This window comes from Saccharopolyspora antiqui (assembly GCF_052246905.1).
Classification (GTDB): Bacteria; Actinomycetota; Actinomycetes; order Mycobacteriales; family Pseudonocardiaceae; genus Saccharopolyspora.
On sequence record NZ_JBQQBO010000021.1, the window covers coordinates 88,381 to 113,213 of the forward strand.

General features: G+C 66.1%; 33 protein-coding genes and 1 pseudogene. 16 read left to right on the forward strand and 18 right to left on the reverse strand.

The window, feature by feature from the left end:
- Positions 1-6 precede the first annotated feature (6 nt).
- The 3 genes from ACTWQN_RS28035 to ACTWQN_RS28045 all read left to right on the forward strand — a co-directional run bounded on the left by ACTWQN_RS28035 (position 7) and on the right by ACTWQN_RS28045 (position 1,812).
- Complete coding sequence (locus tag ACTWQN_RS28035; protein ID WP_443206581.1) at positions 7-486, forward strand: hypothetical protein; 480 nt, start codon at positions 7-9, stop codon at positions 484-486.
- A 128-nt stretch (positions 487-614) separates the two neighbouring features.
- A complete protein-coding gene (locus ACTWQN_RS28040) occupies positions 615-1,061 on the forward strand; it encodes a PaaI family thioesterase (RefSeq protein ID WP_443206582.1) in 447 nt (148 codons plus the stop codon).
- 187 nt (positions 1,062-1,248) lie between these two features.
- Positions 1,249-1,812 carry a hypothetical protein gene (locus ACTWQN_RS28045; protein ID WP_443206583.1) on the forward strand — a complete coding sequence of 188 codons (564 nt, stop codon included), beginning with the start codon at positions 1,249-1,251 and terminating at the stop codon, positions 1,810-1,812.
- 51 nt (positions 1,813-1,863) lie between these two features.
- Here the strand turns inward: ACTWQN_RS28045 and ACTWQN_RS28050 are convergent, their stop codons facing one another.
- Entirely contained in the window at positions 1,864-2,469 is a 606-nt protein-coding gene (locus ACTWQN_RS28050; RefSeq protein WP_443206584.1) for a TetR/AcrR family transcriptional regulator, read from the reverse strand.
- A 114-nt stretch (positions 2,470-2,583) separates the two neighbouring features.
- Between ACTWQN_RS28050 and ACTWQN_RS28055 the strand changes: the two genes are divergently transcribed.
- Positions 2,584-3,231 carry a peroxiredoxin-like family protein gene (locus ACTWQN_RS28055; protein WP_443206585.1) on the forward strand — a complete coding sequence of 216 codons (648 nt, stop codon included), beginning with the start codon at positions 2,584-2,586 and terminating at the stop codon, positions 3,229-3,231.
- 921 nt (positions 3,232-4,152) lie between these two features.
- On the opposite strand, the gene ACTWQN_RS28060 is transcribed toward ACTWQN_RS28055, so the two are convergent.
- Together ACTWQN_RS28060 and ACTWQN_RS28065 are read right to left on the reverse strand one after the other, a co-directional pair.
- Entirely contained in the window at positions 4,153-4,452 is a 300-nt protein-coding gene (locus ACTWQN_RS28060) for a HigA family addiction module antitoxin (protein WP_443206586.1), read from the reverse strand.
- Between the two features lie 12 nt (positions 4,453-4,464).
- Complete coding sequence (locus ACTWQN_RS28065; RefSeq protein ID WP_443206587.1) at positions 4,465-4,746, reverse strand: type II toxin-antitoxin system RelE/ParE family toxin; 282 nt, start codon at positions 4,744-4,746, stop codon at positions 4,465-4,467.
- A 220-nt stretch (positions 4,747-4,966) separates the two neighbouring features.
- Here ACTWQN_RS28065 and ACTWQN_RS28070 point away from each other — a divergent pair, with 220 nt between their 5' ends.
- Positions 4,967-5,215 carry a FitA-like ribbon-helix-helix domain-containing protein gene (locus tag ACTWQN_RS28070; protein WP_443206588.1) on the forward strand — a complete coding sequence of 83 codons (249 nt, stop codon included), beginning with the start codon at positions 4,967-4,969 and terminating at the stop codon, positions 5,213-5,215.
- Positions 5,212-5,634 carry a type II toxin-antitoxin system VapC family toxin gene (locus ACTWQN_RS28075; protein ID WP_443206589.1) on the forward strand — a complete coding sequence of 141 codons (423 nt, stop codon included), beginning with the start codon at positions 5,212-5,214 and terminating at the stop codon, positions 5,632-5,634. The genes ACTWQN_RS28070 and ACTWQN_RS28075 overlap by 4 nt, the downstream gene beginning before the upstream one ends.
- Here the strand turns inward: ACTWQN_RS28075 and ACTWQN_RS28080 are convergent.
- The 4 genes and pseudogenes from ACTWQN_RS28080 to ACTWQN_RS28095 form a co-directional block, all read right to left on the reverse strand.
- Positions 5,631-5,729 (reverse strand): annotated as a pseudogene (locus ACTWQN_RS28080) (uracil-DNA glycosylase); the annotation flags it as partial. The gene ACTWQN_RS28075 and the pseudogene ACTWQN_RS28080 overlap by 4 nt on opposite strands.
- Positions 5,730-5,759: 30 nt before the next feature.
- Complete coding sequence (locus ACTWQN_RS28085; RefSeq protein ID WP_443206590.1) at positions 5,760-6,185, reverse strand: cytotoxic translational repressor of toxin-antitoxin stability system; 426 nt, start codon at positions 6,183-6,185, stop codon at positions 5,760-5,762.
- Positions 6,182-6,640, reverse strand: coding sequence for a type II toxin-antitoxin system HicB family antitoxin (locus tag ACTWQN_RS28090; protein WP_443206591.1), 459 nt, complete (start codon positions 6,638-6,640; stop codon positions 6,182-6,184). The genes ACTWQN_RS28085 and ACTWQN_RS28090 overlap by 4 nt, the downstream gene beginning before the upstream one ends.
- On the reverse strand, positions 6,610-6,750 hold the full coding sequence (locus ACTWQN_RS28095; protein WP_443206640.1) for a hypothetical protein: 141 nt from the start codon (positions 6,748-6,750) through the stop codon (positions 6,610-6,612). Before ACTWQN_RS28095 ends, ACTWQN_RS28090 begins: the two co-directional genes overlap by 31 nt.
- A gap of 2 nt (positions 6,751-6,752) precedes the next feature.
- Between ACTWQN_RS28095 and ACTWQN_RS28100 the strand changes: the two genes are divergently transcribed.
- Positions 6,753-7,007 (forward strand): hypothetical protein, encoded by a 255-nt coding sequence (locus ACTWQN_RS28100; RefSeq protein ID WP_443206592.1) that lies wholly within the window; start codon positions 6,753-6,755, stop codon positions 7,005-7,007.
- Positions 7,008-7,409 (forward strand): type II toxin-antitoxin system VapC family toxin, encoded by a 402-nt coding sequence (locus ACTWQN_RS28105; RefSeq protein ID WP_443206593.1) that lies wholly within the window; start codon positions 7,008-7,010, stop codon positions 7,407-7,409.
- Positions 7,410-7,663: 254 nt separating this feature from the next.
- On the opposite strand, the gene ACTWQN_RS28110 is transcribed toward ACTWQN_RS28105, so the two are convergent.
- Positions 7,664-7,798: a hypothetical protein gene (locus tag ACTWQN_RS28110; RefSeq protein WP_443206594.1), complete on the reverse strand. Its 135-nt coding sequence runs from the start codon at positions 7,796-7,798 to the stop codon at positions 7,664-7,666.
- Between the two features lie 83 nt (positions 7,799-7,881).
- Positions 7,882-8,559, reverse strand: a complete 678-nt coding sequence (locus ACTWQN_RS28115; RefSeq protein ID WP_443206637.1) for a uracil-DNA glycosylase — start codon at positions 8,557-8,559, stop codon at positions 7,882-7,884.
- A gap of 142 nt (positions 8,560-8,701) precedes the next feature.
- Here ACTWQN_RS28115 and ACTWQN_RS28120 point away from each other — a divergent pair, with 142 nt between their 5' ends.
- Positions 8,702-10,171: a S10 family peptidase gene (locus tag ACTWQN_RS28120; RefSeq protein WP_443206595.1), complete on the forward strand. Its 1,470-nt coding sequence runs from the start codon at positions 8,702-8,704 to the stop codon at positions 10,169-10,171.
- Between the two features lie 150 nt (positions 10,172-10,321).
- Here the strand turns inward: ACTWQN_RS28120 and ACTWQN_RS28125 are convergent, their stop codons facing one another.
- Complete coding sequence (locus ACTWQN_RS28125) at positions 10,322-10,738, reverse strand: YeeE/YedE thiosulfate transporter family protein (protein ID WP_443206596.1); 417 nt, start codon at positions 10,736-10,738, stop codon at positions 10,322-10,324.
- Complete coding sequence (locus ACTWQN_RS28130) at positions 10,738-11,382, reverse strand: YeeE/YedE family protein (protein ID WP_443206597.1); 645 nt, start codon at positions 11,380-11,382, stop codon at positions 10,738-10,740. Before ACTWQN_RS28130 ends, ACTWQN_RS28125 begins: the two co-directional genes overlap by 1 nt.
- A 962-nt stretch (positions 11,383-12,344) precedes the next feature.
- Between ACTWQN_RS28130 and ACTWQN_RS28135 the strand changes: the two genes are divergently transcribed.
- From ACTWQN_RS28135 to ACTWQN_RS28155, 5 genes are all read left to right on the forward strand, one after another.
- Entirely contained in the window at positions 12,345-12,743 is a 399-nt protein-coding gene (locus tag ACTWQN_RS28135) for a VOC family protein (RefSeq protein WP_443206598.1), read from the forward strand.
- A gap of 184 nt (positions 12,744-12,927) precedes the next feature.
- Positions 12,928-14,649, forward strand: a complete 1,722-nt coding sequence (locus tag ACTWQN_RS28140) for an amidohydrolase (RefSeq protein ID WP_443206599.1) — start codon at positions 12,928-12,930, stop codon at positions 14,647-14,649.
- A gap of 228 nt (positions 14,650-14,877) precedes the next feature.
- Positions 14,878-15,771, forward strand: a complete 894-nt coding sequence (locus ACTWQN_RS28145) for an ABC transporter ATP-binding protein (RefSeq protein ID WP_443206638.1) — start codon at positions 14,878-14,880, stop codon at positions 15,769-15,771.
- Positions 15,768-16,604 (forward strand): ABC transporter permease, encoded by an 837-nt coding sequence (locus ACTWQN_RS28150; RefSeq protein WP_443206600.1) that lies wholly within the window; start codon positions 15,768-15,770, stop codon positions 16,602-16,604. The genes ACTWQN_RS28145 and ACTWQN_RS28150 overlap by 4 nt, the downstream gene beginning before the upstream one ends.
- A gap of 15 nt (positions 16,605-16,619) precedes the next feature.
- Positions 16,620-16,859, forward strand: a complete 240-nt coding sequence (locus ACTWQN_RS28155; RefSeq protein WP_443206601.1) for a helix-turn-helix transcriptional regulator — start codon at positions 16,620-16,622, stop codon at positions 16,857-16,859.
- A 326-nt stretch (positions 16,860-17,185) separates the two neighbouring features.
- Here ACTWQN_RS28155 and ACTWQN_RS28160 read toward each other — a convergent pair whose 3' ends face one another.
- The gene (locus ACTWQN_RS28160) at positions 17,186-17,401 is read right to left on the reverse strand and encodes a hypothetical protein (RefSeq protein ID WP_443206602.1); all 216 of its coding nucleotides are present in this window, start codon (positions 17,399-17,401) and stop codon (positions 17,186-17,188) included.
- An 82-nt stretch (positions 17,402-17,483) separates the two neighbouring features.
- Positions 17,484-17,606: a hypothetical protein gene (locus ACTWQN_RS28165; RefSeq protein ID WP_443206603.1), complete on the reverse strand. Its 123-nt coding sequence runs from the start codon at positions 17,604-17,606 to the stop codon at positions 17,484-17,486.
- Positions 17,607-17,823: 217 nt separating this feature from the next.
- On the opposite strand from ACTWQN_RS28165, the gene ACTWQN_RS28170 reads away from it, so the two are divergent.
- The gene (locus ACTWQN_RS28170; protein ID WP_443206604.1) at positions 17,824-18,705 is read left to right on the forward strand and encodes a helix-turn-helix domain-containing protein; all 882 of its coding nucleotides are present in this window, start codon (positions 17,824-17,826) and stop codon (positions 18,703-18,705) included.
- A 17-nt stretch (positions 18,706-18,722) separates the two neighbouring features.
- Positions 18,723-18,968: a DUF397 domain-containing protein gene (locus ACTWQN_RS28175; protein ID WP_443206605.1), complete on the forward strand. Its 246-nt coding sequence runs from the start codon at positions 18,723-18,725 to the stop codon at positions 18,966-18,968.
- Between the two features lie 67 nt (positions 18,969-19,035).
- On the opposite strand, the gene ACTWQN_RS28180 is transcribed toward ACTWQN_RS28175, so the two are convergent.
- The 5 genes from ACTWQN_RS28180 to ACTWQN_RS28200 form a co-directional block, all read right to left on the reverse strand.
- Complete coding sequence (locus tag ACTWQN_RS28180) at positions 19,036-20,037, reverse strand: ABC transporter ATP-binding protein (RefSeq protein ID WP_443206606.1); 1,002 nt, start codon at positions 20,035-20,037, stop codon at positions 19,036-19,038.
- Positions 20,030-21,040, reverse strand: coding sequence for an ABC transporter ATP-binding protein (locus ACTWQN_RS28185; RefSeq protein WP_443206607.1), 1,011 nt, complete (start codon positions 21,038-21,040; stop codon positions 20,030-20,032). The genes ACTWQN_RS28180 and ACTWQN_RS28185 overlap by 8 nt, the downstream gene beginning before the upstream one ends.
- Before the next feature lie 10 nt (positions 21,041-21,050).
- Positions 21,051-22,022, reverse strand: coding sequence for an ABC transporter permease (locus tag ACTWQN_RS28190; protein WP_443206608.1), 972 nt, complete (start codon positions 22,020-22,022; stop codon positions 21,051-21,053).
- On the reverse strand, positions 22,015-22,941 hold the full coding sequence (locus ACTWQN_RS28195; RefSeq protein ID WP_443206609.1) for an ABC transporter permease: 927 nt from the start codon (positions 22,939-22,941) through the stop codon (positions 22,015-22,017). Before ACTWQN_RS28195 ends, ACTWQN_RS28190 begins: the two co-directional genes overlap by 8 nt.
- Positions 22,942-23,009: 68 nt before the next feature.
- On the reverse strand, positions 23,010-24,644 hold the full coding sequence (locus tag ACTWQN_RS28200) for a peptide ABC transporter substrate-binding protein (RefSeq protein WP_443206610.1): 1,635 nt from the start codon (positions 24,642-24,644) through the stop codon (positions 23,010-23,012).
- Positions 24,645-24,833: the final 189 nt, after the last annotated feature.

Genomic DNA, 24,833 nt, shown 5'->3' on the forward strand with positions numbered 1-24,833 from the left:
GATCTCATGGACACCACTGGCCTCGACGCCGCCTACCGCGACCTGATCCGCAATGCCGAAGCGACCGACTCGACTCGATTGTCCGCAGACGCTCGATCGTTGATCGACTGGACGATGGCCCACCTCGCGCTCAGCGACCGCATCCTCGCCGCCACAGCACGCGATGTGCTCAGCGGCATCCCCGCTGTCGTCGACAACCGCGAAGCCATGGACTCCGCGACCGTCGAGGCGCTGATCAACACCACCACCCACCAGGAACGAATCGACCTGGTGCGCCACAACGCCGCCGAGTTCACCGCCGCGGTCCAGGCCGTTCCCGAACACGCCGCCCACCACCCGGTACGGGTCCGCCTGGTCGACCGGGACGGCCAACCGGCCGCGGACCAGGAACTCCCCTGGAGCGAACTGATTCGCCTGCGCGCCACGCAACACCTACCCGGACACGCCACCAGACTCGCCGAGCTCACCCAACGACCACCACGGTGAACTCGGCAAGGGCCGAAATCCGACCTTGCGTGCCGCACGAGTCGTTACCGTCTTGGTCGTTCGAACGCCGAGGACGAGGATTCGGGGCGGCAAGGTCCAGTTGCAATGTTCGGAGCTACTCTTCGGCGATGAGTTCTGCTTTCGAACCTCGTGATCCCGACTACGAGCAGCGAGTGCGGGAGAGCTTCGCTCGGCAGGGCCTGATGGCTACGTTTGCCGCTGAGCTTCGAAGCATCAAGCCGGGCGCGGTCGAGATCGAAGTGCCGTTCTCGCCGGGCCTGACCCAGCAGGACGAGTTCTTCCACGCCGGGGTTGGCATCGCCATCCTCGATAGCGCGTGCGGCTACTCGGCGTTCACGCTCATGGCGCCAGGGATGCGCGTGTTAACCGTGGAGCTCAAGGTCAATCTGCTCGCCCCCGCGGTCGGCGATTACCTGCAGGCGCGTGGCGAGGTCGTCCGTCCTGGCCGAAACCTCACTGTCTGCCGGGGCGACGCCTATGCCGTCTCCGGGGGCGAGTCCAAGCAAGTGGCGACCATCCTCACCACCATGATTGGTGTCGCGGAAGCCAGCTAGCCTCCGCCGAGGCAGGTGTTGGCCCACGAACATCGCCGACGACTCGGGCGTCAGCAACATTCGACTTGCCGGCGAAGGTGGTCTGGTGGCTGACGCGAACGGTTTTGCGGGCCGAGTATCCCTTGTCGGGCAAGGTGATTGCTCGGATGTGGCCACGAGGCCGTCCCCCTCCTGACAAGATGACACCATGTCGAACACTTCATCGATTACCTACGGCCGGGTGGCAGTGGTCCTTCAGGAAATCGGCATGGTGTCGCAGGAGAAGGCACAGACCGTCCTTGCGGAATACGCCGACGTCGCGCACAGCGAACTGAAGCCCTACGACGTCGCATGCGCCCTCGAAATGTTCGGCACGGCGGTCTCGGTGCACGCCGACGACATCGACTACCTGGAAGACGGATACGGAGGCCTCCTGGACAGGGCAGCCGCACTTACAGACGGCGCAGTCACCGTCACCAACGTCCGGCTGCACGAAGGCGAATTCATCGGCGAATCCCGCGACGACGTCCTGGAGTTCGAACGAAACGGCCAGCCCGTATCCATCTCGGCCGAACACTTTTCGGATGAGTACTACGACCAGATGGCAGCCTGCGAGGCCATCGAGAAGCTCGCCCCGGACAACGATCCCCGTTCATTCCTCCTAGTTGACTTCGAACGCGAGAAGTACCGTGTCTACGACAGCATCATGGTTCTCACCACGTCCGAGCAGGCGGCGGCGCTTGAGAAGAGTCTTGGCCTGAGAATCCGCTAGTCCGGCGAAGCTCCAGGAACGGGAGCTGTGTCCGTATCGACGCTTTCCCATTCACTCGGGGGCCGCCCGTTCCGCGGCGAACGAGGCCAGGACCTCAGCGACGGCGCGGTGGAGCGTGCCGGGACCGGCCCCAGCACGAGAACGCAGGTTCACGCCATAGGCCAACAGCACAAGCGCGTCCGCCGCCGCGTCCGTCGAAGTGTCGGCCGGCAATTGCCCGCGACGACGGGCCGATTCGAGCGCGGTCCGCAGCGCCTCGTGGAGCCACTGGTCGTGCTCATCGAGTTTGGCGCGGACGGCGGGGTCGTTGCGCTCGCCACTGACTTGAGCGTTGACGACCATGCAGCCCCATCCCGCGTACTCGCCCGAACAGCGCACGTCGATCAGTCCCGCGAAGAAGTCCTGGATAGCCGGTATGCCCCGGTCGTCCCGCGCGAGTTCGCGGAACGCGGGCTGCGCGTGGTGGCTCAGGTAGCGGCGCAGTGCCGCGAGGTACAGCTCGCGCTTGTCGCCGAAGGTGGCGTACAGGCTGGAGCGGTTGAGCCCGGTCGCGGCGGTGATCTCCTGGATCGACGCCGTTTCCATACCGCGCTCCCAGAACAGCCGTTCCACCCGCTCCAGCGCCACATCCGGGTCGAAGTGCTTGATGTCGGGCATGACTTGCTCCCGCCTTCCTGGAATGGCCGTCCCAAGATAGTCCTTGACTTCACACTGTCGCACCGCGATCCTGGAACAATCATTTCAAGATTCGCCGGAAAGGATGGCCAGACGATGAGCCTGCACGACGAGCTGCGAGCCTTGCACGAGAACGCGCCCCTAGTGCTCCCCGCGGAGGCACTGGAGACGATGCGGAAAGGGGCACGGGAACTCGCCGAATCCGGTTTGGCCGACCGGGCTGTGAACGTCGGTGAACGGGCTCCGGACTTCACCCTTCCCGCTACTGCCGGGCAGGAGATCGCGCTGGAGGAACTGCTTGCCAACGGGCCGGTGGTCCTGGCCTTCTATCGGGGCGCGTGGTGCCCGTTCTGCAACCTGGCCCTTCGCGCTCTCCAAGAGCACCACGAAAGCATCGCCGCCCGCGGGGCGCGCCTGGTGGCCATCTCACCGCAAGTTCCCGACGAGTCCCTGTCGCTGGCCGAAAAGCAGCAGCTCGCCTTCGACGTCCTCAGCGACATCGGCTCAGATGTCGCCAAGCAGTACGGAATCGCGTTCGATCTGTCCGACGAGCTGGGCGCCCTGTACGACCGGCTGGGTTTCGACCTCCAGCGCGTCAACTCGGGCCATGCCCGCACGCTGCCACTGCCCGCCACCTACGTCATCGACCGCACCGGCATCATCCGCTGGGCGTTCGTGGACACCGACTACACCGTGCGCGCCGAACCGGCCGAAATCCTCGCCGCCCTCGACGCACTGGACTGAGCAGTCAACGCGTCGAGCAGCACTGATCGTGCAACGACGCACTCGTGCGGGGTCGTTCGCTCGGTCACGCAGTCCGCCTTTGGTCTTTTCCGCCATGAGATTCATCAACCGTTCGGCTTCACCCGTTGACCGGCCCGGGCCGGTCAACAGATCTGCGACCACTTGTGGCGCGGCCGCATACCTGATGTCGCCCACCACCCGGCTTCCCTTTGTGAGCGCATCGTCGAACGGCCGCAACAGCAAGACATTCGCGCCGCGGTCCGTCGTTCTCAGACCGATTTTCCGCGCCAGTTTCCTTGGCTGATCCGCGAAAATAACCAGCGTCGTCAATGGAGCGACCGACAGAACATCTGCCGGCAGGTACGCACGTGCGGCGGCGGAACCGGTGACGACGTATTGGTCTTCACTGGACCTCAGCCCGTCAAGAGCATGAGCCAAACCCGCGGATCCACCGCTCGTTCAACCTCGTTCGAGGTGGTGAGGCCGTAATCGTCTGTCCACCTGTGCACGAGGGTCCGTCTTCTCACCTCGGAGATCACCTTTCCGACACCGCGTTCGACCAGCCCTTCCCTGTCGAGAAGATCCACCACTCGGGCACTGGTTGCCACGCCAACCTCGGCCCGCATCGCCAAGTCCCGCACTTCTACGGGCAGCTTTATTTCCAGCAGGCTGCGTACAACCCGAGCAGCCCAGGCCCACGCAGCGACTTCAGCCGACGATCCGCCGGGTTCGAGAACGGGCTGCGATCAGCCACGTAACGTTGGATGAGCATGCTCGGCCAGTCCAAGGCCAACCTCATGTTGCCAGTCCGGTCGAACCACCCAATCCCTGCCTCGGCAAGAGGCTCCCGGGCCAACGGGGAGATGAACGGCGCAACGAGAACAAATGCATCCGACACGGCTCGTGGTGCTTGGCGCCATGTCAGGCTGACAGCGGCTGAATGCGAGCCAGCGTGTCGGCGAGCACATCCTTCTCCCGCTCCAGGTCGTAACGCGACTGGAGGTTGAGCCAAAACCGCTCGGACGTACCGAAAAAGCGCGCCAGCCGCAGTGCGGTGTCAGCCGAGATTCCACGCTTGCCGTGCACGATCTCGTTGATACGGCGAGGCGGAACCCCGATCGCAACCGCCAGTCGATGCTGGGTCACACCAAGAGGTTCCAGGTACTCCTCAGCCAGAACCTCTCCCGGATGAACCGGAGGCATAACTGACTCATCAGACATCTTCGCCCCCTCTCAGTGGTAGTCCACGATCTCGACGTCGATCGGCCCGGCAGGCGTCCACTCGAAGCAGATGCGCCACTGCTGATTGATCCGAATACTGTACTGACCGGCCCGATCTCCGTTCAGCTTCTCCAGCCGGTTGCCGGGAGGAACCCGCAAGTCCTCCACGGTCTCCGCCGCATCGAGAATGGCGAGTTTGCGCAGAGCCGCCCGCTGGACGTTCGGATCGAGGACCCGAGAACGACGCCGCTGCCACACACGCTCGGTCTCCTTGTCGGCGAAAGATCGCAGCATGAGCTTAACGTAGCACGTTAATAACGGCAAGCGTTATGCAGGTGATCAACCGAGCCCAGCCCGCTCCAACACGTCACGCAGCATCGGCGGGGTGAGCTTGCCAGTGAAGGTGTTCCGTTGGCTGACCTGAACGGTCTTACGGAGGTGCGTCGCCGCGAGTGCGTTGAGCCACTCACGGTGCTAGCATTGCAGTCAATGACAGCACTCGGAGGGGGTGGCCATGATGTCGACCTTGACGATCCGCGGTCTGGACGACGAGACACACGCACGGCTCCGGGTCCAGGCAGCGCAACACGGGCACTCGATGGAAGCCGAGGTCCGGGCGATCCTGCAAGCCGCCGTGGCACCGCCGCAGCCCGCCCGTGGCCTGGGAAGCCGCATCCACGCCCGGTTCGCGGGCCTCGGCGAGCCCGAACTCGAACTCCCCACCCGTAGCGAACCTCCTCGTGCGGCGGATCTCGACTCGTGATCATTCTCGACACCAACGTCCTGTCCGAAGTCACCCGCCAAGCGCCAGACGCCGACGTAATGGCGTGGCTTGACTCGCTCCCCGCAGCAGAGGTCGCAACGACAGCGATCACGGCCGCCGAACTGCTGTACGGGGCGACACGACTGCCCGACGGAACTCGGAAAACGTCGCTGAGCGCAGCGGTTCACGCGCTGGTCAACGACGATTTCCACGGACGGGTCGAGCCGTTCGATGCGCCTGCCGCTGACCAGTACGCCGTCGTGGTCAGCGAACGCGAGAAGCTCGGTCGCCCCATCAGCGCCGCTGATGCTCAAATCGCAGCGATCTGCCGTGCACGCCGAGCAACACTGGCCACTCGCAACACCAAGGATTTCGAAGAAACAGGCATCGAACTCGTGAATCCCTGGCACGCGCGTTAAGTCCTGCCCAGGTCCTTCGCCCGCTCCAGCACCGCCCGCAGCATCGCGGGGGCGAGTTCGCCAGTGTCCTGCTGGCTGACGTGGTAGCAGCCGAGGCCTGGTGAATTGCGTCGAAGCCGACTGGGTCAGCTGCCTTCGGTCCAGTACCGCTGCACGCGGGCCACCGCCTCGTCCTTGCTCATTCCCGCTACCTGAGCCTCTTCGATACCGACACGCGAGATCAACAAGTGCACCAGGTCTGCGGGCAACGCCTCTGCCGGTGCCGAAGGCGCGCCGCGATCCGGCTTTACTCCGTCCTGGACACAGGCCCAGAAAACGCTCTCCTCGACCTGGAGCTGATCGCGCAGGATGTGGCTCCACATGCTTCTGCGGTAGTTGCTCTGGTCGGCCAGGTGCGAGATCCGGGTTCGCAAGATCCGCCCATCAGGCAGACCGAGTTCGTAGCTGACGTCGTGCGTGCCGGTTCGCCCGCGCGCATCGCGGACCGGACGCCACTCCTCGACCCGCCAGAAGGTGTCGTGGTCCTTGCGCGTCAGCTGCGGCCAGTTCATCGCGCTGACCCGACGAGCCAGTCCGCCAGCTGATCGTCATCGCTGAGGCTGATCAGCTGGACCAAACCCCAGTTCTCGCGGTGATTCGGGGTATCAAGCAGGCGCTCCTGCCAGTCGTCGGCGTACTCGCGCAGCGCGTCGATCATCTCGGTGATCGCTTCATCGAAAGTCGCTCCGTCCGCGGCCACCGGGAGCCCTGGGATGAATACCGACCAGCCCTCAGCCTCGGGAACCACTTGCGCGCGCGAAGGCACGAGTGAGACGAGGAAGTGGCGCAGCCGCTCAACATCAACAACGGCCGTTCTGGCCGACTCACGACGAACGGTGGCGACGCCTCCCCGCTCCGCCGCATCCAGGAGGTCCTTCAGATGTGCGCGCGCGTCGGTGTAGCTGTCGTAGTGAACGGCAGACCTGACAACTCCCCTTACCTCAGTTCTGAGCGCGGTAGCGCGCACTCCACATCCGCCAGCTCCTTGGCGTGCTCCAGCACACCCCGCAGCATGGCCGGGGCGAGCTTGCCGGTGAAGGTGTTCCGCTGGCTGACGTGAATGCATGCAAAATACATGCATGGTCGCTTTGCAGATTCGGGATGTGCCTGAGGACGTGCGGGACACGCTGGTTGACAGAGCACGCGCCCAGGGGAAGTCGTTGCAGGCGCTCCTGCTCTCCCTGGTCGAAGCTGAGGCACGGCGGTCGCAGAATCGGGCCGTCTTGGCGAGGTTCGGCGGGCGCTCGGACGGGAGCCGGGTTTCGGAAGGCGAAACCGCGGCGGACCTGAAGACCGTGCGAGAACAGCGCGATCAAGCTCTGGGCGACTGCTGAATGCTGGTGGTTGATGCATCGGTACTGGCCGACGCACTACTCGACGACGGCATCGTGGGAGACAGGGCTCGCCAGAGTCTGGCCGCAGACGACCAGTGGGCCGCGCCCAACCACATCTTCGTGGAGATCATGTCCGTGGTCCGAGGCAGGCTGCTCGGAAGGAAGATCACGTTGGAACGGGCCAACGAAGCGGTAACTGCCCTGGAAGAAATCGCCCTCGACAAGATCGACCCAGCCCAGCTCGTTGGTCGAATGTGGGAGTTGCGGGGCAACATCACGGCATACGACGACGCCTACGTCGCAACAGCGGAGCTGCTGAATTGTCCGCTGTTGACCGGAGACCGCAGACTGGCACGTGCACGCGGGGTCCGTTGCGAGATCCACGTGATCCACGACGGGTGAACCCCGCTCGGCAGAGCCCACCAAACCTCAACAGACGTGCTCGGGAGTCACACCTCCGCCAGCTCCTCGGCGTGCTTCCCGCACTCCCCGCAGCATCGTGGGGTGACTTTGCCCGTAAAGGTGTTCTGTTGGCCGGCGTGAACGGATTTACGGAAACCTGGCCATCCTGGTTGCGTCTTCACTGCCAGGCTGACGTCAGGGCGGACCTCAGAGGCAGTGATCACGCGTCACGGCTCGTGGTGCTTGGCGCCATGTCAGGCTGACGGCGGCTGAATGCGAGCCAGCGTGTCGGCGAGCACATCCTTCTCCCGCTCCAGGTCGTAACGCGACTGGAGGTTGAGCCAAAACCTCTCGGACGTACCGAAAAAACTGGCCGACTCGATCTCCATTCAGCTTCTTCAACCGGTTGCCGGGAGGAACACGCAAGCCCTGCAACATAGCAAGTTAATAACGGCAAGCGTTATGTAGGTGATCAACCGAGCCCAGCCAGCACCTTGGCCCGCTCCAGCACCGCCCGCAGCATCTGCGGGGTCAGCTTGCCCGTGAAGGTGTTCTGCTGGCTGACGTGGTAGCAGCCGAGGAGGTGGAGGGGGCTTCCGCCGTCGGTGGCGGGGAGTTCCGCGTGCGCCTCGTGGCCGAACTTCGGGCGGGGTTTGGGCACCTGCCAGGCGGTGTCCGCCAGGACCGGCAGCAGGGCCTGCCAGCCGAACGCGCCGAGCACCACGACCACCCGCAGGGTCGGTCGCAGCAGGCCTAGCTCGCGGGCGAGCCAGGGCCGACAGGTGTCGCGTTCGGTCGGCGTCGGTTTGTTCGCCGGTGGGGCGCACCGGACGGGTGCGGTGATCCTGGTGTGGCGCAACGTCAGACCGTCACCGATGTGGCGGGCCTCGGGCTGCGAGGCCAGCCCGACGTCGTAGAGCGCCTGGTACAGCACGTCGCCGGAGCGATCACCGTTGAACATCCGGCCGGTCCGGTTCCCGCCGTGCGCGGCCGGGGCCAGCCCGACGATGCCGATCGCCGCGTCGGCCGGGCCGAAGCCGGGCACCGGACGGCCCCAGTAGTCCTCGTCGCGGTAGGCCGTGCGCTTGACCCGCGCGACCTCCTCCCGCCAAGCCACCAGCCGAGGACAGGCGGTGCAGCGGGTGATCAGTTCGTCGAGATCGGTGAGCCGGGATGCGTTCGGCGCTGCGGTGGCGGGGTCGCCGACCGGGTCGGCGACCAGCCTGGAGGTGATGTCGGACACCTCTAAAAAGTGGCAGAAAACCCGTTCGACGGCACGTAATGTTGGCGGCATGGCAGCCAGCGAGGACAACGACGCCAAGCAGGAATCCACCACCCCGGCCGAGCCGGTGGACGATCTGGTCAGCACTCATCACACGATCAACGTGGACGGTGCGGAGCTGGCCTACACCGCCACGACCGGTCGAATCGTGCTCCGCGAAGAGGTTCACACCGACGGCAAGTTCGACGGTTACAAGCCCAAGGCCGAGGTGTTCCTGACCTCCTACGTGGCCGATGCCGAGCCCGGTACCCGGCCGGTGACGTTCGCGTTCAACGGTGGTCCGGGGTCCTCCAGCGTGTGGCTGCACATCGGACTGCTGGGCCCCCGGCGGGTGATCTCCGGTGATGCCGGTGACCTCGCGCCGCCGCCCTACGGGCTGGCCGACAACCCGGAAACCCTGCTGAAGCACAGCGATCTGGTGTTCATCGACCCGGTGTCCACCGGGTACTCGCGGGCCGTCGAGGGCGGCACGCCGGGCAATTTCCACGGCTACCAGGGCGACATCGAGTCGATCAGCGAAGTGATCCGCTTGTGGACCACCCGCAACGGCCGGTGGATGTCGCCGAAGTACCTGGCCGGGGAGTCCTACGGCACGCTGCGCGCCGCCGCGCTCGCCGAGCACCTCCAGTCGCGGTACGGGCTCTACCCGAACGGCCTGCTGCTGATCTCGTCGGTGCTGGACATGGGGACGATCCATTTCAGCGAGGGCAACGACCTGCCCTACGCGCTCTACCTGCCGACCTACGCGGCGATCGCGCACCACCACGGCAAGCACGGCGACCGACCGCTGCGCGAAGTCCTCGACGAGGCCGAGAAGTTCGCCGCCGAAGACTACCCGTGGGCGCTGGCGCGCGGCGCGCGGTTGAGCCCGGCGGAGCGGGCGGACGTCGTTGCGCGGATCGCCGAGCTGTCCGGGCTGTCCGAGGACTACGTCGACCGCGTCAACCTGCGCATCGAGCACGTCCGGTTCTTCACCGAGCTGCTGCGCGACCAGCGGTTGACGGTCGGCCGGATGGACGGCCGGTTCACCGGCTGGGAGCCGGACGCCGCCGGGGAGCGGTTCACCAACGACCCGAGCATCTCCGGCATCTTCGGCGCCTACGCCGCGGCGATCAACCACTACGTGCGCGGGGAGCTCGACTACACCAACGATCTGCCCTACGAGATGCTGTCCAGCCGAGTGCACCCCTGGTCGTACAAGGAATTCGAGAACGCGAGCGTGTCGGTCGTGGGCAAGCTCGGCGCGGCGATCCAGGCCAACCCGCACCTGCGGATCCACGTCGCCTGCGGCTACACCGACGGCGCGACGCCGTACTTCGCGGCCGAGCACGTGTTGGCCGCGCTGCCGATTCCCGAACAGCTGCGGGAGAACATCGAGGTCCGCTACTACCCGGCAGGGCACATGATGTACGTCCACGAGCCCTCGCGGTTGCAGCAGTCCGCCGACCTCGCGGAGTTCGTGGCAGGCGGTCGTCCGTAGTGGATTCTGCGCGCCATGCGCGCCGGGACGAATCACTACTCACTACGACGAAGGCCCCGCACACCATCGGGAGTGCGGGGCCTTCGTCGTTCAGCAGACCGGAGTTGTCCTCGGCTTCTGAACCGGTCCCCGGTTCATGCCGCGGTACCGCTACAGCCCGCAGGACCCGCGGTCGAGCTGGAAGAACCTGGCATTGGCCCAGCGGCAAAGCCAGATGCCGACCATGACACCGGCGATCGTGACGAACGCGGGCAGGTATCCGCTGGCGACCTGGATGATCGGAATCGCCGGGCAGCCACCCGAGATCGCCCAGCCAGTACCGAACAGCATCGCGCCGGGGATCACGCCGCCGTGGATGCGCCCTGGCGTGCGGCGGACGCCCACCAGCGCGAAGACCACCACGATGATCGCGACGGCGCCGGCGAAGGCGAACAGCATGCGCAGGTCCTGGAAGGTGAACATGCGGTTCAGTTCGGCGTAGTCGCCGAACCCGATGTTGGTGACGGTGTAGCCGAGGGCCAGCCCGGTAATGATGTTGGCAACGAGAACCGCACCCCTGGTACGCATCAGATCACCTTCCAAAGCAGGAACGAAACGATGACGGCGGTGCCGAAGAAGACCGCGGTCGCCACGATGCTGACCGGACGCAGCCGACCGCAGCCGCTGAGCCCGTGGCCGGAGGTGCAGCCCCCGGCGAGGCGCGTGCCGAAACCGACGAGCACGCCTCCCACGAACAGCACACCGATCATGGTGTTCGGGTTGTCGGTGACGAGTTGGCGGAAACCATCGCCCATGTCGAAGCGGAGCTCGAACCGGCCGGTGGTGACGGCCGCGACCCAACCACCGACGAGGACCGACAGGAGCAGGGCGGCCTGCGTGAACACGGGAGCCGGGCGCAAACTCGCGCTCGTGGTCTCCTCGGCTACCGACGATCCAGTGGCCTGGGCGCGCGGCGGCGCGGCGGCTGGCGGAGGGGGCGTTGCGGGACGGGTTCCGAACTGCTCGGCGGTCGCCGCGGCCAACGCGTCAGCGAGGACGTGTTCGTCGGCGAACCGGGCCTCCTCCCGTTCGAGGCGGCGTTCAGCGCGCCAGTGCAAGACCCGGTCCCAGGCCGAGGACACTCCGAAGGACCGATCAGCGATCAGGGTGTAGTTGATGGTGAGCAGGGCGAGTCCGACGGCGCCTGCCCACCAGGGCCAGTAGTTGCTCATGCGGGACCTCTCATCCAATTGGCCAATCGGGTCCACCAACGCCGCTGCTCTTCGGTCGATGGGCTCGTCGGGAGTTGCGGGAGCTGTGCGGATGGTGACTTGCGCTCGTCCGGCGGCGGTTTCGGCTCCCCTGCCGTTACCGGGGCGAACTGATCCGTGGTCCTGGGCGACTCGGATTCGGGCCGTGGCCGGTGGACGCGACCAGGCGCCCGCCTGGGATCGGCCGTGGTCGCACCGGACTGCTCGGCGGCCATCGCCAGGTAAGCCGCGTTGTTCCCGTTCGGGAGCAGCGTGATCGGCACCGGCCGACCGGTGCGGGCCACCTTGTAACGAGCGCAGTCGAGCCAACGGTCCTCGCTGTCGCAGTAGTAGTCCCGCCAAGCGCGCAAGCTCGCCTTGAGGTACGGGAAGAGGGGGCAATCTTCGGTGTGGGAACAGCCCACGTCACTCCGATCTGACTGGCGCACACCGTCCGGCTGGAGGGAGGGGCGGCGTGGCGCAATCTTGTCGTTCCTGTTGTTGAAGAATCCAGCCAGCGATCGCACACCGTCGCGAAGGAACACAACACAGCGCAGCGCGTCTTGATCACTCGAACGAGTTAATCCTATTTATCCCTCTGTCCGTTACTCCGCTGACTTCCCGAGGCTCACCGAGCAAACGGCCGGTTCGGCGGATCCAAGTACGACCCTGGTCAGCCACACAGGAAGGTGCAGCAGTTTCGCCGACCTGGCAACGGAGTTCGTCAAAGACAATCATCCATAGTGGACACTGGATCGCCCCGGGACACACTGCGGCCCACGCTCCGATCGGAGCCCGGGGGCTTCGTCCGTCTGGTCATCCCGTGGGGCGCCAGGAGCGAAAGTCTCCAAAACCGACGCAGTGGACGGGTTTTACCCGATGTCTTGACCTCCACCGCGCTGGAGGTTTCATGATGGGATGCCGAACGAGAGGGGCCCACTTCGATGATCGACCCGACCGCCCACATCCGCATCGCACGGCCGTCGAAGGACCTGGCCGCCGCAGAGCGGTTCTACGTCACAGGACTCGGTTTGGACGTGCTCTTCCGGGCCAGCGGGAACCCCGGCAAGCACGACCTGCTCATGCTGGGCTGGCGGGATGCTTCCTGGCACCTCGAACTGGTCGGCGGAGACCAAGTGGTGCCGCCGCAGCCGAGCGCGGAAGACCTGCTGGTGATCTACCTGGCCGGTCCGGTCGACCAAGCCCTGGTCGACCGGCTGGTGGAAGCGGGCGGCCGACGGGTGTCGCAGGGCGAGTACTGGGACACCTGGGGCGTGACCCTGGCCGATCCCGACGGCTATCGGCTCGTGCTGTCCACCCGCTCGTGGTCGAACGCCGAATGACCGGTCGCGCAATCTCGGGAAATGCGCGTTTACCTGGCCGAGCCGAGCATTTCTCGCGGAATTGACACCGGCCCGCGTCCGGCATTCGGCGCGCGTCCGATCGGGTTGAACTTCTTGACCTTGGCTAACGTTCAACCGAATGCTTTCCGGGCAACGCTCTCACCGTCCTCCCGGGAGGCGCGCAGTGTGCGACTTGCACCACAGTGACCATGAACATGCCGCCCCGCAAAGCGACCTGAACCGCCGACAGGTCCTCCAACTCCTCGGCGCCGCGGGGATCACCTCGGCGGGACTGACCGCGATGGCCGATCCGGCGATGGCCGCCGCCGCCGACGAGACCGCCGAAACCGGCTACGCCGCACCGAAAGGCCTGGCCAAGGACACCCCGGCGAAGCGGACCGCGCTGTCGTGGGTCGACGCCCACGGCTCCGAGGTCACCGCCCTCAACGACGAGATCTGGGAACACGCCGAACTCTCCCTGCGGGAGTGGAACTCCTCGATCGCCGAAGCGGAGTTCCTGCGCCGCAACGGATTCCAGATCGAGTGGGGCACCGCGGGTTTCCCCACCGCGTTCGTCGCGACGTTCCGCAGCGGCAACGGACCGACGCTCGGGTTCAGCGGCGAGTACGACGCGCTGCCCGGACTCTCCCAGCGCAAGGGCGTCGGTCAGCACGACCCGCTGGTCTACAACCACGACCCGTTCGCCCCGTCCTACGGCCCCGGGCACGGCTGCGGACACGCCGCGCTAGGTTCGGCGGCCGCCGCAGCCGCGGTCGCCACCGCCGAAGGCATGCGCCGCAACGGCGTCGGCGGCACCATCAAGTTCTTCGGCTCCACGGCGGAAGAGCAGCTGATCGGCAAGGCCTACGCGGTGCGCGAAGGCGTCTACCAGGGCTTGGACGCGTTCCTGGACTGGCATCCAGGTACCACCAACTCCACCGGTTGGGGCACCAGTTCCGCGCTGACCGCGGTGACCTTCACCTTCCTCGGCGTCTCCGGGCACGGCGGCATCCCGCTGGGCAACAGGAGCGCCCTGGACGCCGCGATCATGCTCGCCACCATGACGGAGTTCCTGCGCGAGGAGCACTTGGCGCCCTCGGGGCGGCTGCACTACGTCATCAACCAGGGCGGCGACGCGCCGAACGTGACACCGGAGATCGCGCAGATCTCGTACTACGTGCGGGAAGGCAGTCCGGAACGGGTCAAGGTGCTGTTCGACAAGGTCCTTTCCTGCGCGCAGGCCGCCGCGCAGGCCAGCCAGACCGAGGTGCAGCACAAGATCACCGCGGCGTGCTGGAACAAGCTGCCGTCGAAGTCCGCCTCCGAGCTGCTCTACGAGAACATGGTGCAGATCGGGCCGCCGAAGTTCACCGAGGACGACCAGCGGCTGGCGCGGCAGATCCAGGCCTCGCTCGGGTTGGAGCAGTCGGGCGTGGCCACCGGGATCGGCGCGTTGGAACCGCCGAACCCGGCGTTCCTCGGCGGCGGCTCCACCGATGTCGCGGACATCAGCTGGCAGGTTCCGACGGTCAGCTTGGGCACCGCGGTCGGACCGCAGGGCTGCAAGACGCACAACTGGGCGTTCGCCGCGACCACCGCTGCCAACATGGGCCACGTGGCGCTGCTTTCGGCGTCGAAGTACCTCGCGGCGATGGCCATCGACCTGCTCACCCAGCCCGAGCGGCTGCAAGCGCTCAAGGACGAGTTCGCCGAGCGCACCAAGGACGTGCAGTGGCGCACCATGCTGCCAGCGGACTTCGAGCCGCCGATGTACGAACCACCGGACTGGTTCCTCAAGCGCACCGGGCAGTCCTGGCCACCGCGCAACATCACCTGGCCGCCGCCGCGCGTGGTGTCGCGGCAGAAGTTCGCCTCGCTGGGCCCGGAGCTCAAACCCCAGACCTGACCAGCGCTGTCCTGCCGACCCGGCCCCTGCGGCGATCGACCCGATCGCCGCAGGGGCCAGACCTTTCTATGCAGCTGTGCCTCGATATGTAGTATAAATGCTACATACCTCACGACTTCTGCTACGGAAGGCAACTGGGTGATGACAATCGCGAACGAATCGGAGGCACCTCCGTCGCCCGCGCCGTTACCGGTCGAGGACGCCGTGCTGGACGTCCGCGACCTGCGGATGCGGTACGGCAGCACGGATGTCCTCAAGGGTGTCGGCTTGACCGCGCGACGCGGCGAAGTGGTCGCGCTGCTCGGCCCGAACGGGGCGGGCAAGACCACGACGATCGAGATCTTGGAAGGCTTCCGGATGCGCTCCGGCGGCCACGTCGAGGTCCTCGGCACCGACCCGGCGCACGGCGACGAGCACTGGCGGGCCCGGCTCGGTGTCGTGCTGCAGTCCTGGCGCGACCACAGCAAATGGCGAGTGCGGGAACTGCTGGCGCACCTGGGCGCCTACTACGCGCCGTACGCGACGGAGGAGATCACCCGCCCCCGGGACGTCGACGAGCTCATCGCGACGGTGGGCCTGACCGAGCACGCGAACAAGCGGGTCGGGCAGCTCTCCGGCGGCCAGCGGCGACGGCTGGACGTGGCGATCGGCATCGTCGGTCGCCCGGAACTGCTGTTCCTGGACGAACCCACGGTCGGCTTCGACCCGCAGGCCCGCCGCGAGTTCCACGACCTGGTGCACCGGCTCGCCGACGACGACAACACCGCGATCCTGCTCACCACGCACGACCTGGACGAGGCCGAGAAGTTGGCCGACCGCATCCTGATCCTGGCCGGCGGCCGGATCGTCGCCGACGGCTCGGCCGATGCGCTGTCCCGGCAGGTGGCCGCCGAGTCCGAGGTGAAGTGGGCCCGCGACGGCCAGCGGTTCGTGCACGCGACCGCCGACGCCACCGGGTTCGTCCGCGAACTGTTCGCGCAGCACGGCGACGGGATCACCGATCTGGAGGTGCGCCGAGCCACCTTGGAGGACACCTACATGGCGATGGTGCTCGCCCACGAATCCGGGCGCGGCGAGGACGCACCGCTGCCGTTCGGCACCGAGGAGGAGGGGAACCGGTGAACGCCAACGCCATGCGCGTCGGACTGCGGCGCGGTCTGATCGAATTCCGCCAGACCCTCACCACCGCGCAAGACCTGTGGAGCTACCTGTTCCCTTCGATCATCCTGCTGGTGGTGATGTCCTTCCAGCGCGACGCCACCGTGGCCGGTTTCTCGCTGGGCGCGATGACGCTGCCGGGCGTGCTCGGCATGGGCATCGGGTTCGCCGGATTGCTCACGGTCGCCCAGCAGTTGACCGTCGAACGTGAGGACGGCACCCTGCTGCGCGCCAAGGCCACCCCGAACGGGATGCTCGGATACCTGGTCGGCAAGATCACGCAGATCGGCGGCATGTCGTTGATCAGCCTGGTGATCGTGCTGGTTCCCGGCCTGGTGATGTTCGACGGCCTGTCCACCGGTATCAGCACCTGGCTGACCCTGTTGTGGGTGTTGGTGCTGGGGCTGGTCGCGACGATGCCGCTCGGGGCGATCATCGGCTCGCTGTTCTCCAGCCCGCGGAGCATGGGCCTGATCATGTTGCCGATGATGGGGTTGATCTCCATCTCCGGGATCTTCTACCCGATCACCGGCTTCCCGCAGTGGCTGCAGTGGATCGCGCAGGTGTTCCCGATGTACTGGCTGGGGCTGGGCATGCGGTCGGCGCTGCTGCCGGATGCCTTGGCAGCGGCCGAGATCGGCGGGTCGTGGCGGCACCTGGAGACCGTCGGGGTGCTCGGCGTGTGGGCCGTGATCGGGCTGGTGGTGGCGCCGATGGTGCTGCGCCGGATGGCGCGGCGCGAGTCGGGATCGAGCGTGGCCGCGCGGCGCGAGAAGGCCATGCAGCGTGTTCGTTGACGCTGCGGAGGAGACATGAGCGAGACGATCTACAACCGCATCGCGATGCTGCGGACCGAACGCGGGATCTCCCGCCGAGAGCTCTCCGAAGCGCTCGGCGTGCACTACCAGACCGTCGGCTACCTGGAACGGGGTGAGTACAGCCCGAGCCTGTACCTGGCGCTGCGCATCGCCGAGCACTTCGAGGTCCCGGTGGAGGTGGTGTTCTCGATCCACCCGTTCCCCCGCCTCGGCACCGGAGAACGCTCCGCCTGAACCCACGGGTGCTGCGGACGTGGCGATTTCGCGCGAAATCGCCACGTCCGGTGGGGAGCGGATGGCGATTTCGCGTCGTGCGGGAGAGCGCCGCGGCGATCTGCGGCGGGCTGAGCCACGAACTCACCATCGTCGTCGACGGCCTCCGCCCAACCAGATCAGGTGATGAGTGAAGGGCACCTTTTACCGACTTACTTGGTCAAAGGTGCCCTTCACCTGGAAAAGATCACTCGTTTTGGGTGGTGGGCCGGGTAGGGGGAGGGGACTGCCCGGCCCACCTGGGTGGCCTGGCGCCCGTGGGGGCGGGGACGGGTGCCAGGCCTGGTTCAGGGGTGGTGGCGGAGGCGGTGGCGGCTGAGGCGGTGGCGGCCGGTGGAGGTGGCTTCGCGTTGTCGCTCGGCTTCGATCTCGTCGATCAGCTGCCAGACGTTTAGCGCGCCTTCCCCGGCGGCGCTGCGCTGAGTTTGCGGCGCGCGAACGAGCAGCATGCTCGCGATTAGCTCGTTGACCAGGACGAGAATGCTCACCTGGAGCCAGAACATGGTGTCCCCTTTGCACTGGGGGTTGGGTTTCTGCTGATCAGGGGTCGTGAGTGCGAAAGCCGGTTGCAACCGGCTTTGGCACTCACGACCACCGGTCGGCGATGCGGCGCCAGCAGGCCATGCAGGTGTCCTCGTCGATCCACTCGATCTCCGGCAGCCGCTGCACCCGCCACGCCTCGACCTCGACACCGCAGAACGACTCCACCCGCACATGCGGATCAGCTCGCTTCGCAGCGACCCCGAACCCATGCCGCCCAACACCGACGGGTCGCCAGAACCAGTCCACTTCGAATGAGCCGAGCCTTGCGGTCTCCCATATTGTTGCAATCCCACTTTACTGTGATTGAAGGTGTTCATGAGCCGCAAGGGACACGATCAACTGCCACGCGAAAGGGTTACGTTGCAGTCTGAGACCAAATGCGATGCTCTACGGCATGCCAACACCGACCGTCCGACGGCTGCTCGTGGGCCACCTCCTGCGTCATGCTCGGGAGCAGACCGGTCTCGATCTCGAAGTCGCGGGCAAGCTCATCGGGAAGACCAACAGCACGATGAGCAGGGTCGAGCGCGGCCAAACCGCGCTGCCGCAGCACGTGTTGAAGAAGCTCGCGAACGCTTATGAACAACACGTAGCGAACGTAATCGACGTGGACGAACTTCTTGATCTGGCGCGGGGAAGCCAAGACCGTGGTCGATGGTCCGGCTATCGGTCCGTGTACTCCAAGTACTTCCGCATGGCAGTGGACCTGGAAGCAGATGCTTCTGCGATCTTCCAGTACCAGAACGAGATCGTGCCGGGCTTGCTCCAAACCGAGCAGTACATCCATGCGCTTTTCACGACGTCTCAGCTCCAGCTCAGCGATCAGTCCACTGAGGATGCGGTGGAAGCTCGCTTGGAACGTCAAGCCGTCCTGACCAAGCCGAACCCACCACAGGTCAGCTTCGTTCTCTCCGAGTCGTCACTTCGCCGCCTCGTTGGCGATCGGGAGCTGATGGTGAATCAACTCCGCCACATGGCTGAGGTCGCACGACACCGCAACGTTCAGATCCAGGTTCTGCCTTTCGACGCAGCGACAGCGCCGCGTGCGACACACGACTTCAACCTGTTCCGCGTGCCGTCACCTGGCAACGCGGGTCCGCTTGAGTTCGTCTACGTCGAAGACTTCACAGACGGCCGCTACCTGGACCGACACGATGATGTGCACGCCTACACTCTGCTGTGGCAACAACTCGTGGCGGCTGCGCTGGATCCGGTGGAGTCGGAGAAGTTCATCCTGCGCATCGCGGACGAGTTCGCGCGATGACGTTTGGAGATTACCCAATGCAGCGCGAGGAAGCGATTCACTGGCGGAAGTCCAGCTACAGCCCGCACAACAACAATTGCGTTGAGGTTGGTTGGCGCAAGAGCACCCGCTCGACCAGCGGCGGTAACTGCGTCGAGGTCGGTCTCGGTGTCGATGTGGTTGGCGTTCGGGATTCGAAGGACCGTGATGGTGGGCAGTTATCCGTCGGGCCCGCGCAGTGGCGGGCGTTCCTGCTCGCCCTCGCGGAGAACCGGATCGGGTGATGGGTGAGGGGCACCTGTGACCAAGTAACTGGGTCACAGGTGCCCCTCACCTCGAAAAGATCACCCGTTACGCGACCACGTGGGGGCGTTCTTCGGCGAAGTGGCAGGCCGATGGGTGGGAGTCCAGGCGGACTTCCAGGGCCGGGACCTGTTCGGCGCAGATGTCCTGGGCCTTCCAGCAGCGGGTTCGGAAGCGGCAGCCTGATGGTGGGTTCGCCGGGCTCGGGACGTCGCCGGTGAGGCGGATGATCTCGCGTCGACCGCGCAGCGTGGGGTCCGGCACCGGCACCGACGACAGCAGCGCCTGGGTGTACGGGTGCTGCGGGTGCTCGTAGATCTGCTCGTCCGTGCCGATCTCCACCACCTTGCCCAGGTACATCACCGCCACCCGGTCCGACAGGTGCCGCACCACACCGAGGTCGTGCGCGATGAACACGTACGACAGGCCGAACTCCTGCTGCAACTCGCCGAGCAGGTTCATCACCTGCGCCTGGATCGAGACGTCCAGCGCCGACACCGGCTCATCGCAGATGATCACCTTCGGCCGCAGCGCCAGCGCCCGCGCGATGCCGATGCGCTGCCGCTGACCGCCGGAGAACTGGTGCGGGTAGCGCTGGATGTGCTCGGGGTTCAGCCCCACCACTTCCAGCAACTCCTGCACCTTGCGCCGCCGCTCGCCCTTCGGCGCCACCTCCGGGTGGATCTCGAACGGCTCGCCGACGATGTCGCCGACGGTGCGCCGCGGGTTCAGCGAGGTGTACGGGTCCTGCAACACGATCTGCATGTCGCGGCGCAGCTTGCGCAGTTCGGAGCCGCGCATCTTGAACATGTCGCGGCCTTCGAACAGCGCCGAACCGCTGGTCGGCTTCTCCAGCCGCATCAGCACCTGCGCCAGCGTCGACTTGCCGCAGCCGGACTCGCCGACCACACCGAGCGTTTCGCCCCGGCTGAGGTCGAACGACACCCCGTCCACGGCCCGCACGTGCCCGATGGTGCGCTTGAACACCACGCCCTGGGTGACCGGGAAGTACTTGACCAGGTCCCGCACCTGGAGGATCGGTTCAGCCATGGCTCATCAACTCCTCCGCGAAGTGGCAGGCGCTCTCCCGCCCAAGGCCCAACTGGTGGTAGGCCGGAACCTCCTGGCGGCAGCGCTCCTCGGCGCGCGGGCAGCGCGGGTGGAACGGGCAGCCCGGCGGCACCGCCAGCAGGCTCGGCGGCAGGCCCTTGATGGTCTCCAGCTCGTGCCCCTTGAGGTCCAGCCGCGGGATCGACCGCATCAGTCCCTCGGTGTAGGGGTGGCCGGGCTGCTGGTACAGCGAGTAGGCGTCCGCGGACTCCACGATCCGCCCGGCGTACATCACCACGATCCGGTCCGCGACCTCGGCGACCACGCCCAGGTCGTGGGTGATCAGGATGAGCCCCATGCCGCGCTCCCGGCGCAGCTCGTCGAGGAGGTCCATGATCTGGGCCTGCACCGTGACGTCCAACGCGGTGGTCGGCTCGTCGGCGATGAGCAGCGTCGGGTCCAGCGCCAGCGACATCGCGATCATCGCGCGCTGCCGCATGCCGCCGGAGAACTGGTGTGGGAATTCCTTCACGCGCTGCTTGGCGTTCGGGATCTTCACCTGGTCCAGCAGCTCGACGGCCTTGGCGGTGGCGTCCTTGCGGGACATGCCGCGGCGCATCCGAAGCTGCTCGGCGATCTGGAATCCGACCGTGTAGACGGGGTTCAGTGCGGACAGCGCGTCCTGGAAGATCATCGCCATCGATTCGCCGCGCAGCTCGCGGCGCCGGGCGTCGGAGGCGGTCAGCAGGTCCTCGCCCTGGTACCGGATCGAACCGCCGGTGATCACGCCCGGCGGCATGTCCAGGATGCCCATGATGGTCTGCGCGGTGACGCTCTTGCCAGAGCCGGATTCGCCCAGCACGGCAAGGGTTTCCCCGGCGTCGACGTGGTAGTTGACGCCGTTGAGGACCTTGGCCACGCCATCGCGGGTGCGGAACTCCACGTGCAGGTCCTCGACCTCCAGCAGCCGCTCCGCCGGGGCTTTGTTGTCCACAGTAGACAAAGCGGTTCTCCTACCTCTGCTTCGGGTCGAGCGCATCGCGCACGGCGTCACCGAGCATCACGAAAGCCAGCACCGTCACCACCAGGAACCCGGCCGGGAAGATCAGCAGGTGCGGCGAGATGGTGATGTAGTCGCGGGAGTCGGCGATCATCACGCCCCACGAGACCACCGGAGACCGCAGCCCCAACCCGAGGAACGACAGCGTCGCTTCGAGCGCGATGAACGTGCCCAGCGCGATCGTGGCGTACACCAGGACCGGGGCCAGGCAGTTCGGCAGCAGGTGCCGGAGGATGATCCGGGTGGGGCTCGCGCCCAGCGCCCGCGCGGCCTTGACGTAGTCCTGGTTGCGCGTCGAGATCGCCGCCGATCGCATGATCCGCATCGACACCGGCCACGACAGGATCGAGATCGACACGATCACCAGCGTGGTGATCCGCACCGGATCTGGCACCCCGGTCGCCGGGTTCAGCGTGGTCAGGATGACGATCGCGCCGAGCACGAACGGCAGGCCCAAGAAGATCTCACCGAACCGGGACAGCACGTTGTCCAACCAGCCGCCGAAGTAACCGGCGATCAGCCCGAACACCGAGCCGATCACCACCGTCAGCAGCGTCGCCAGCACACCCACCACGATCGAGGCGCGGGCGCCGTAGATCGACCGGGCGAAGATGTCCCGGCCCTGCAGGTCGTAGCCGAACCAGGCCTGCGCGGACGGCGCCTGCCGCGATCGCGCCAGGTCCTGGTGGTTGGGGTCCACCGAGGTGAACAGCTGCGGGAACACCGCCATCACGAGCAGCACGATGATGATCGCCATCGAGATCAGGAAGATCGGCCGCCGCCGCAGGTCGCGCCAGGCGTCGCCCCACAGGCCACGCGGCTTCTCGCTGCTGGCATTGGCCGCCGCCGGGACCGCGGTCTCGGGCTCGGTCGGTGTCGGACCGACCGGACCGGACGTCAGACTGGAAGTGCTTTGTTCAGTCATATCGGATCCTCGGGTCGAGAACCGCGTAGAGCAGGTCCACGAGCAGGTTCATCAGCAGGTACACCAGGACCAGCAGGGTCACGATGCCGGTGACCGTCGTGCCCTCCTTGGTGAGGATGGCGTTGTAGATCAGGCCACCGATGCCGCGGATGTTGAAGATGCCTTCGGTGACGATCGCGCCACCCATCAGCGCGCCCAGCTCGGTGCCCAGGAACGTGATCACCGGGATCAGCGAGTTGCGCAGCAGGTGCACTCCGACGACCCGCTTGCGCTCCAGCCCCTTGGCCACGGCGGTGCGCACGTAGTCGGCCCGCCGGTTCTCCATCAGAGAGGTGCGGGTCAACCGGGCGACGTAGGCCATCGACGTACTGCCCAGCACGAAGCCCGGCACTATCAGCTCACCCCAGGTGGCCTGCGCGCTGACGCTCGGCCGGATGATGCCGAGTTCGGTGCCGAGCACAACTTGGAGGATGAAACCCGTGACGAACACCGGCAGCGAGATCAGGAACAGGGTGGACATCAACACCAGGCTGTCCATGTACCCGCGACCGCGCAGACCGGTCATGATGCCCGCGCCGATGCCGATGAGCGCCGCGATGGCCAGCGCCACGATCGACAGGCGCAGGGTGATCGGGTAGGCGTTGGCCACCAGCTCGTTGACCCGGATACCGGCGAAGGTCTCGCCGAAGTCGCCGGTGAACAGCTGCCCGAGGTACTTGAAGTACTGGACGATCACCGGATCGTTCAGGTTGTACTTCTCGGTCATCTCCGCGACGTACGCGGGCGGGCAGGCCCGGTCCCCGCAGCGCCCGGCGAACGGGTCACCGGGCAGCGCCCACACCAGGGCGTAAATGATGAAAGTGGTCCCGATGAAAACCGGGATCAGCTGCAGCAGCCGCCGCAGCACGTAGCGTCCCACGTGAACCTCCTCCAGGACGCAAGCCGGGTCCGGCCCGCAGAGTTCGAGCCGGACCCGGACTCACCCGATCAGGAAACCAGCTTGACGGTTTCGATGTTCAGCTGCCGGTCAAAGGTCACCGTCGCACCTTCGAGCCTGTCGGACCAGCCGACGGAGGCCTTCTGGTTCCACAGTGGGATGGACGGCATGTCCCTGGCCAGGATCTTCTCCGCCTCGAAGTACAGCTGGTTGCCCGCCGCCACGTCCGGAGCCTGGTCGGCGCGGTCCATCGCAGCGTCGAACTCGGGGCTGCTGTAGCGCATGTAGTTCGACGACGCTCCGGTGCGGTAGACCTTGCCGAGGAACGTCTCGGCCGCCGGGTAGTCACCCAACCAGCCGAAGCGGAACGGCCCGGTGTGCCCGTTCTCGTCGTGCAACTTCAGGAACTCGGCGAACGTCGGGATCGGGTTGAACACGCAGTCCACGCCGAGGTTGTTCTTCAGCTGCCCGCAGACCGCCTCGATCCACTCCTTGTGCCCGCCATCGGCGTTGGAGTCGATGGTGATCGGGCCCCGGAAGCCGGTTTCGGCCAGCAACTGCTTCGCGCGCTGCGGGTTGAACTCGCAGAACTCACCGCAGGCACCGGCCTGGTAGTCCGGCACGGCACCGGTCGGCACCCAACCGGTGGCCGGCTCGTAGGTGCCCGCGAAGACCGTGTCGGTGATCTGCTTGCGGTCGATGGCCATCGAGATGGCCTGCCGCACCCGCGGGTCCTGGTACTTCGGGTCGTACAGCGGAACCTGCAGCGCGTTGTTGCTCAGGATCGCCTTCGTGCTGCCCCGGTCCTGCAGGTCGGTCTTCCACTTGTCACCAACCATCGCCGACGGCGGCAGCTGGTCGATGAAGTCCAGGTTGCCCGATACCAGGTCCTGGTAGGCGGTCTCCAGCGAGTTGTAGATGCGGAACTCGACGCCGTTGATGCTCGGCTTGTTCTTGCCCGCGTACTGGTCGTTGCGGACGAGCTTGATGAACGCGTTGGGCTGCCGGGAGTCGAACTTGAACGGCCCGTTTCCGATCGGATGCGCCTCGAACGCCTTCTGGTCCTGGAAGAAGGACTCCGGAAGCGGCATGAAGGCGGTGTAGCCGAGCATCACCGGGAAGGTCGCGAACGGCGCGCCGAGCGTGACCTCGATGGTCTGGTCGTCGACCGCCTTCAGACCGGACATCTCCTGGGCGGTCGGCTGCGGCGCCGTGGCAGGCCCGTTCTCCCCGTCCGGGTCTGCCGGGCTGACGTCGTTGTAGCCCTGGATGTGCTCGAAGAAGGACGCGGTCGACTGGCCGTTGGGCGCGTAAGCCGCGAAGTTCCAGGCGCGCACGAAGCTGTTGGCCGTGACCGGGGAGCCGTCGTGGAAGGTCCAGCCCGGCTTGAGCTTGATCGTGAAGACCCGGTTGTCGGTCGTGTTGATCGAATCAGCGACCTCGTTGTACGGCTCGCTGGTGTTCTCGTCGTAACCCACCAGGCCGGTGAACATCGCGTCGATCACGTTGCCGCCACCGGTCTCGGTGGTGTTGCTCGGCACCAACGGGTTTTCCGGTTCGGTCGAATTGACCGAAATAATTCCGTCCCCGGCGTCCCCACTGCCGCCACCGCCGCCGCAGGCGCTGGCCAGCAGCCCCACGACGAGCGGGGCCGCAACCCAAGCGACCAAGCGTCGTTTCCGCATTACGTCCTCCTGTTTCCACGCGCGTGCCCCATCTCAGAACCGAGCCTGGAGTCATCACGCGCGGCGGTTCATTCACCGCCGCGTCAGACGAGCGTAAACATAAGTGAGAACCCGCCTGCCGCGATGCGCTGTCACAAAGCCGTCACTTTCTGACTCGATACAGATACCGCCCCACCCAACAAATGGACG

Excerpts from the sequence above, each read along its gene's own strand:
- ACTWQN_RS28155 (WP_443206601.1), top strand. The coding sequence starts at position 16,620 with ATGAGCGAGACGATCTACAACCGCATCGCGATGCTGCGGACCGAACGC.
- ACTWQN_RS28065 (WP_443206587.1), bottom strand. The coding sequence starts at position 4,746 with ATGCTGCGATCTTTCGCCGACAAGGAGACCGAGCGTGTGTGGCAGCGG.
- ACTWQN_RS28175 (WP_443206605.1), top strand. The coding sequence starts at position 18,723 with ATGCAGCGCGAGGAAGCGATTCACTGGCGGAAGTCCAGCTACAGCCCG.
- ACTWQN_RS28125 (WP_443206596.1), bottom strand. The coding sequence starts at position 10,738 with ATGCGTACCAGGGGTGCGGTTCTCGTTGCCAACATCATTACCGGGCTG.
- ACTWQN_RS28070 (WP_443206588.1), top strand. The coding sequence starts at position 4,967 with ATGATGTCGACCTTGACGATCCGCGGTCTGGACGACGAGACACACGCA.
- ACTWQN_RS28200 (WP_443206610.1), bottom strand. The coding sequence starts at position 24,644 with ATGCGGAAACGACGCTTGGTCGCTTGGGTTGCGGCCCCGCTCGTCGTG.
- ACTWQN_RS28110 (WP_443206594.1), bottom strand. The coding sequence starts at position 7,798 with ATGGAGATCGAGTCGGCCAGTTTTTTCGGTACGTCCGAGAGGTTTTGG.
- ACTWQN_RS28095 (WP_443206640.1), bottom strand. The coding sequence starts at position 6,750 with ATGTATTTTGCATGCATTCACGTCAGCCAGCGGAACACCTTCACCGGC.
- ACTWQN_RS28160 (WP_443206602.1), bottom strand. The coding sequence starts at position 17,401 with ATGTTCTGGCTCCAGGTGAGCATTCTCGTCCTGGTCAACGAGCTAATC.
- ACTWQN_RS28055 (WP_443206585.1), top strand. The coding sequence starts at position 2,584 with ATGAGCCTGCACGACGAGCTGCGAGCCTTGCACGAGAACGCGCCCCTA.
- ACTWQN_RS28145 (WP_443206638.1), top strand. The coding sequence starts at position 14,878 with ATGCGGTACGGCAGCACGGATGTCCTCAAGGGTGTCGGCTTGACCGCG.
- ACTWQN_RS28045 (WP_443206583.1), top strand. The coding sequence starts at position 1,249 with ATGTCGAACACTTCATCGATTACCTACGGCCGGGTGGCAGTGGTCCTT.
- ACTWQN_RS28050 (WP_443206584.1), bottom strand. The coding sequence starts at position 2,469 with ATGCCCGACATCAAGCACTTCGACCCGGATGTGGCGCTGGAGCGGGTG.
- ACTWQN_RS28105 (WP_443206593.1), top strand. The coding sequence starts at position 7,008 with ATGCTGGTGGTTGATGCATCGGTACTGGCCGACGCACTACTCGACGAC.
- ACTWQN_RS28040 (WP_443206582.1), top strand. The coding sequence starts at position 615 with ATGAGTTCTGCTTTCGAACCTCGTGATCCCGACTACGAGCAGCGAGTG.
- ACTWQN_RS28085 (WP_443206590.1), bottom strand. The coding sequence starts at position 6,185 with ATGAACTGGCCGCAGCTGACGCGCAAGGACCACGACACCTTCTGGCGG.
- ACTWQN_RS28060 (WP_443206586.1), bottom strand. The coding sequence starts at position 4,452 with ATGTCTGATGAGTCAGTTATGCCTCCGGTTCATCCGGGAGAGGTTCTG.
- ACTWQN_RS28190 (WP_443206608.1), bottom strand. The coding sequence starts at position 22,022 with ATGACTGAACAAAGCACTTCCAGTCTGACGTCCGGTCCGGTCGGTCCG.
- ACTWQN_RS28180 (WP_443206606.1), bottom strand. The coding sequence starts at position 20,037 with ATGGCTGAACCGATCCTCCAGGTGCGGGACCTGGTCAAGTACTTCCCG.
- ACTWQN_RS28035 (WP_443206581.1), top strand. The coding sequence starts at position 7 with ATGGACACCACTGGCCTCGACGCCGCCTACCGCGACCTGATCCGCAAT.
- ACTWQN_RS28120 (WP_443206595.1), top strand. The coding sequence starts at position 8,702 with ATGGCAGCCAGCGAGGACAACGACGCCAAGCAGGAATCCACCACCCCG.
- ACTWQN_RS28135 (WP_443206598.1), top strand. The coding sequence starts at position 12,345 with ATGATCGACCCGACCGCCCACATCCGCATCGCACGGCCGTCGAAGGAC.
- ACTWQN_RS28170 (WP_443206604.1), top strand. The coding sequence starts at position 17,824 with ATGCTCTACGGCATGCCAACACCGACCGTCCGACGGCTGCTCGTGGGC.
- ACTWQN_RS28130 (WP_443206597.1), bottom strand. The coding sequence starts at position 11,382 with ATGAGCAACTACTGGCCCTGGTGGGCAGGCGCCGTCGGACTCGCCCTG.
- ACTWQN_RS28100 (WP_443206592.1), top strand. The coding sequence starts at position 6,753 with ATGGTCGCTTTGCAGATTCGGGATGTGCCTGAGGACGTGCGGGACACG.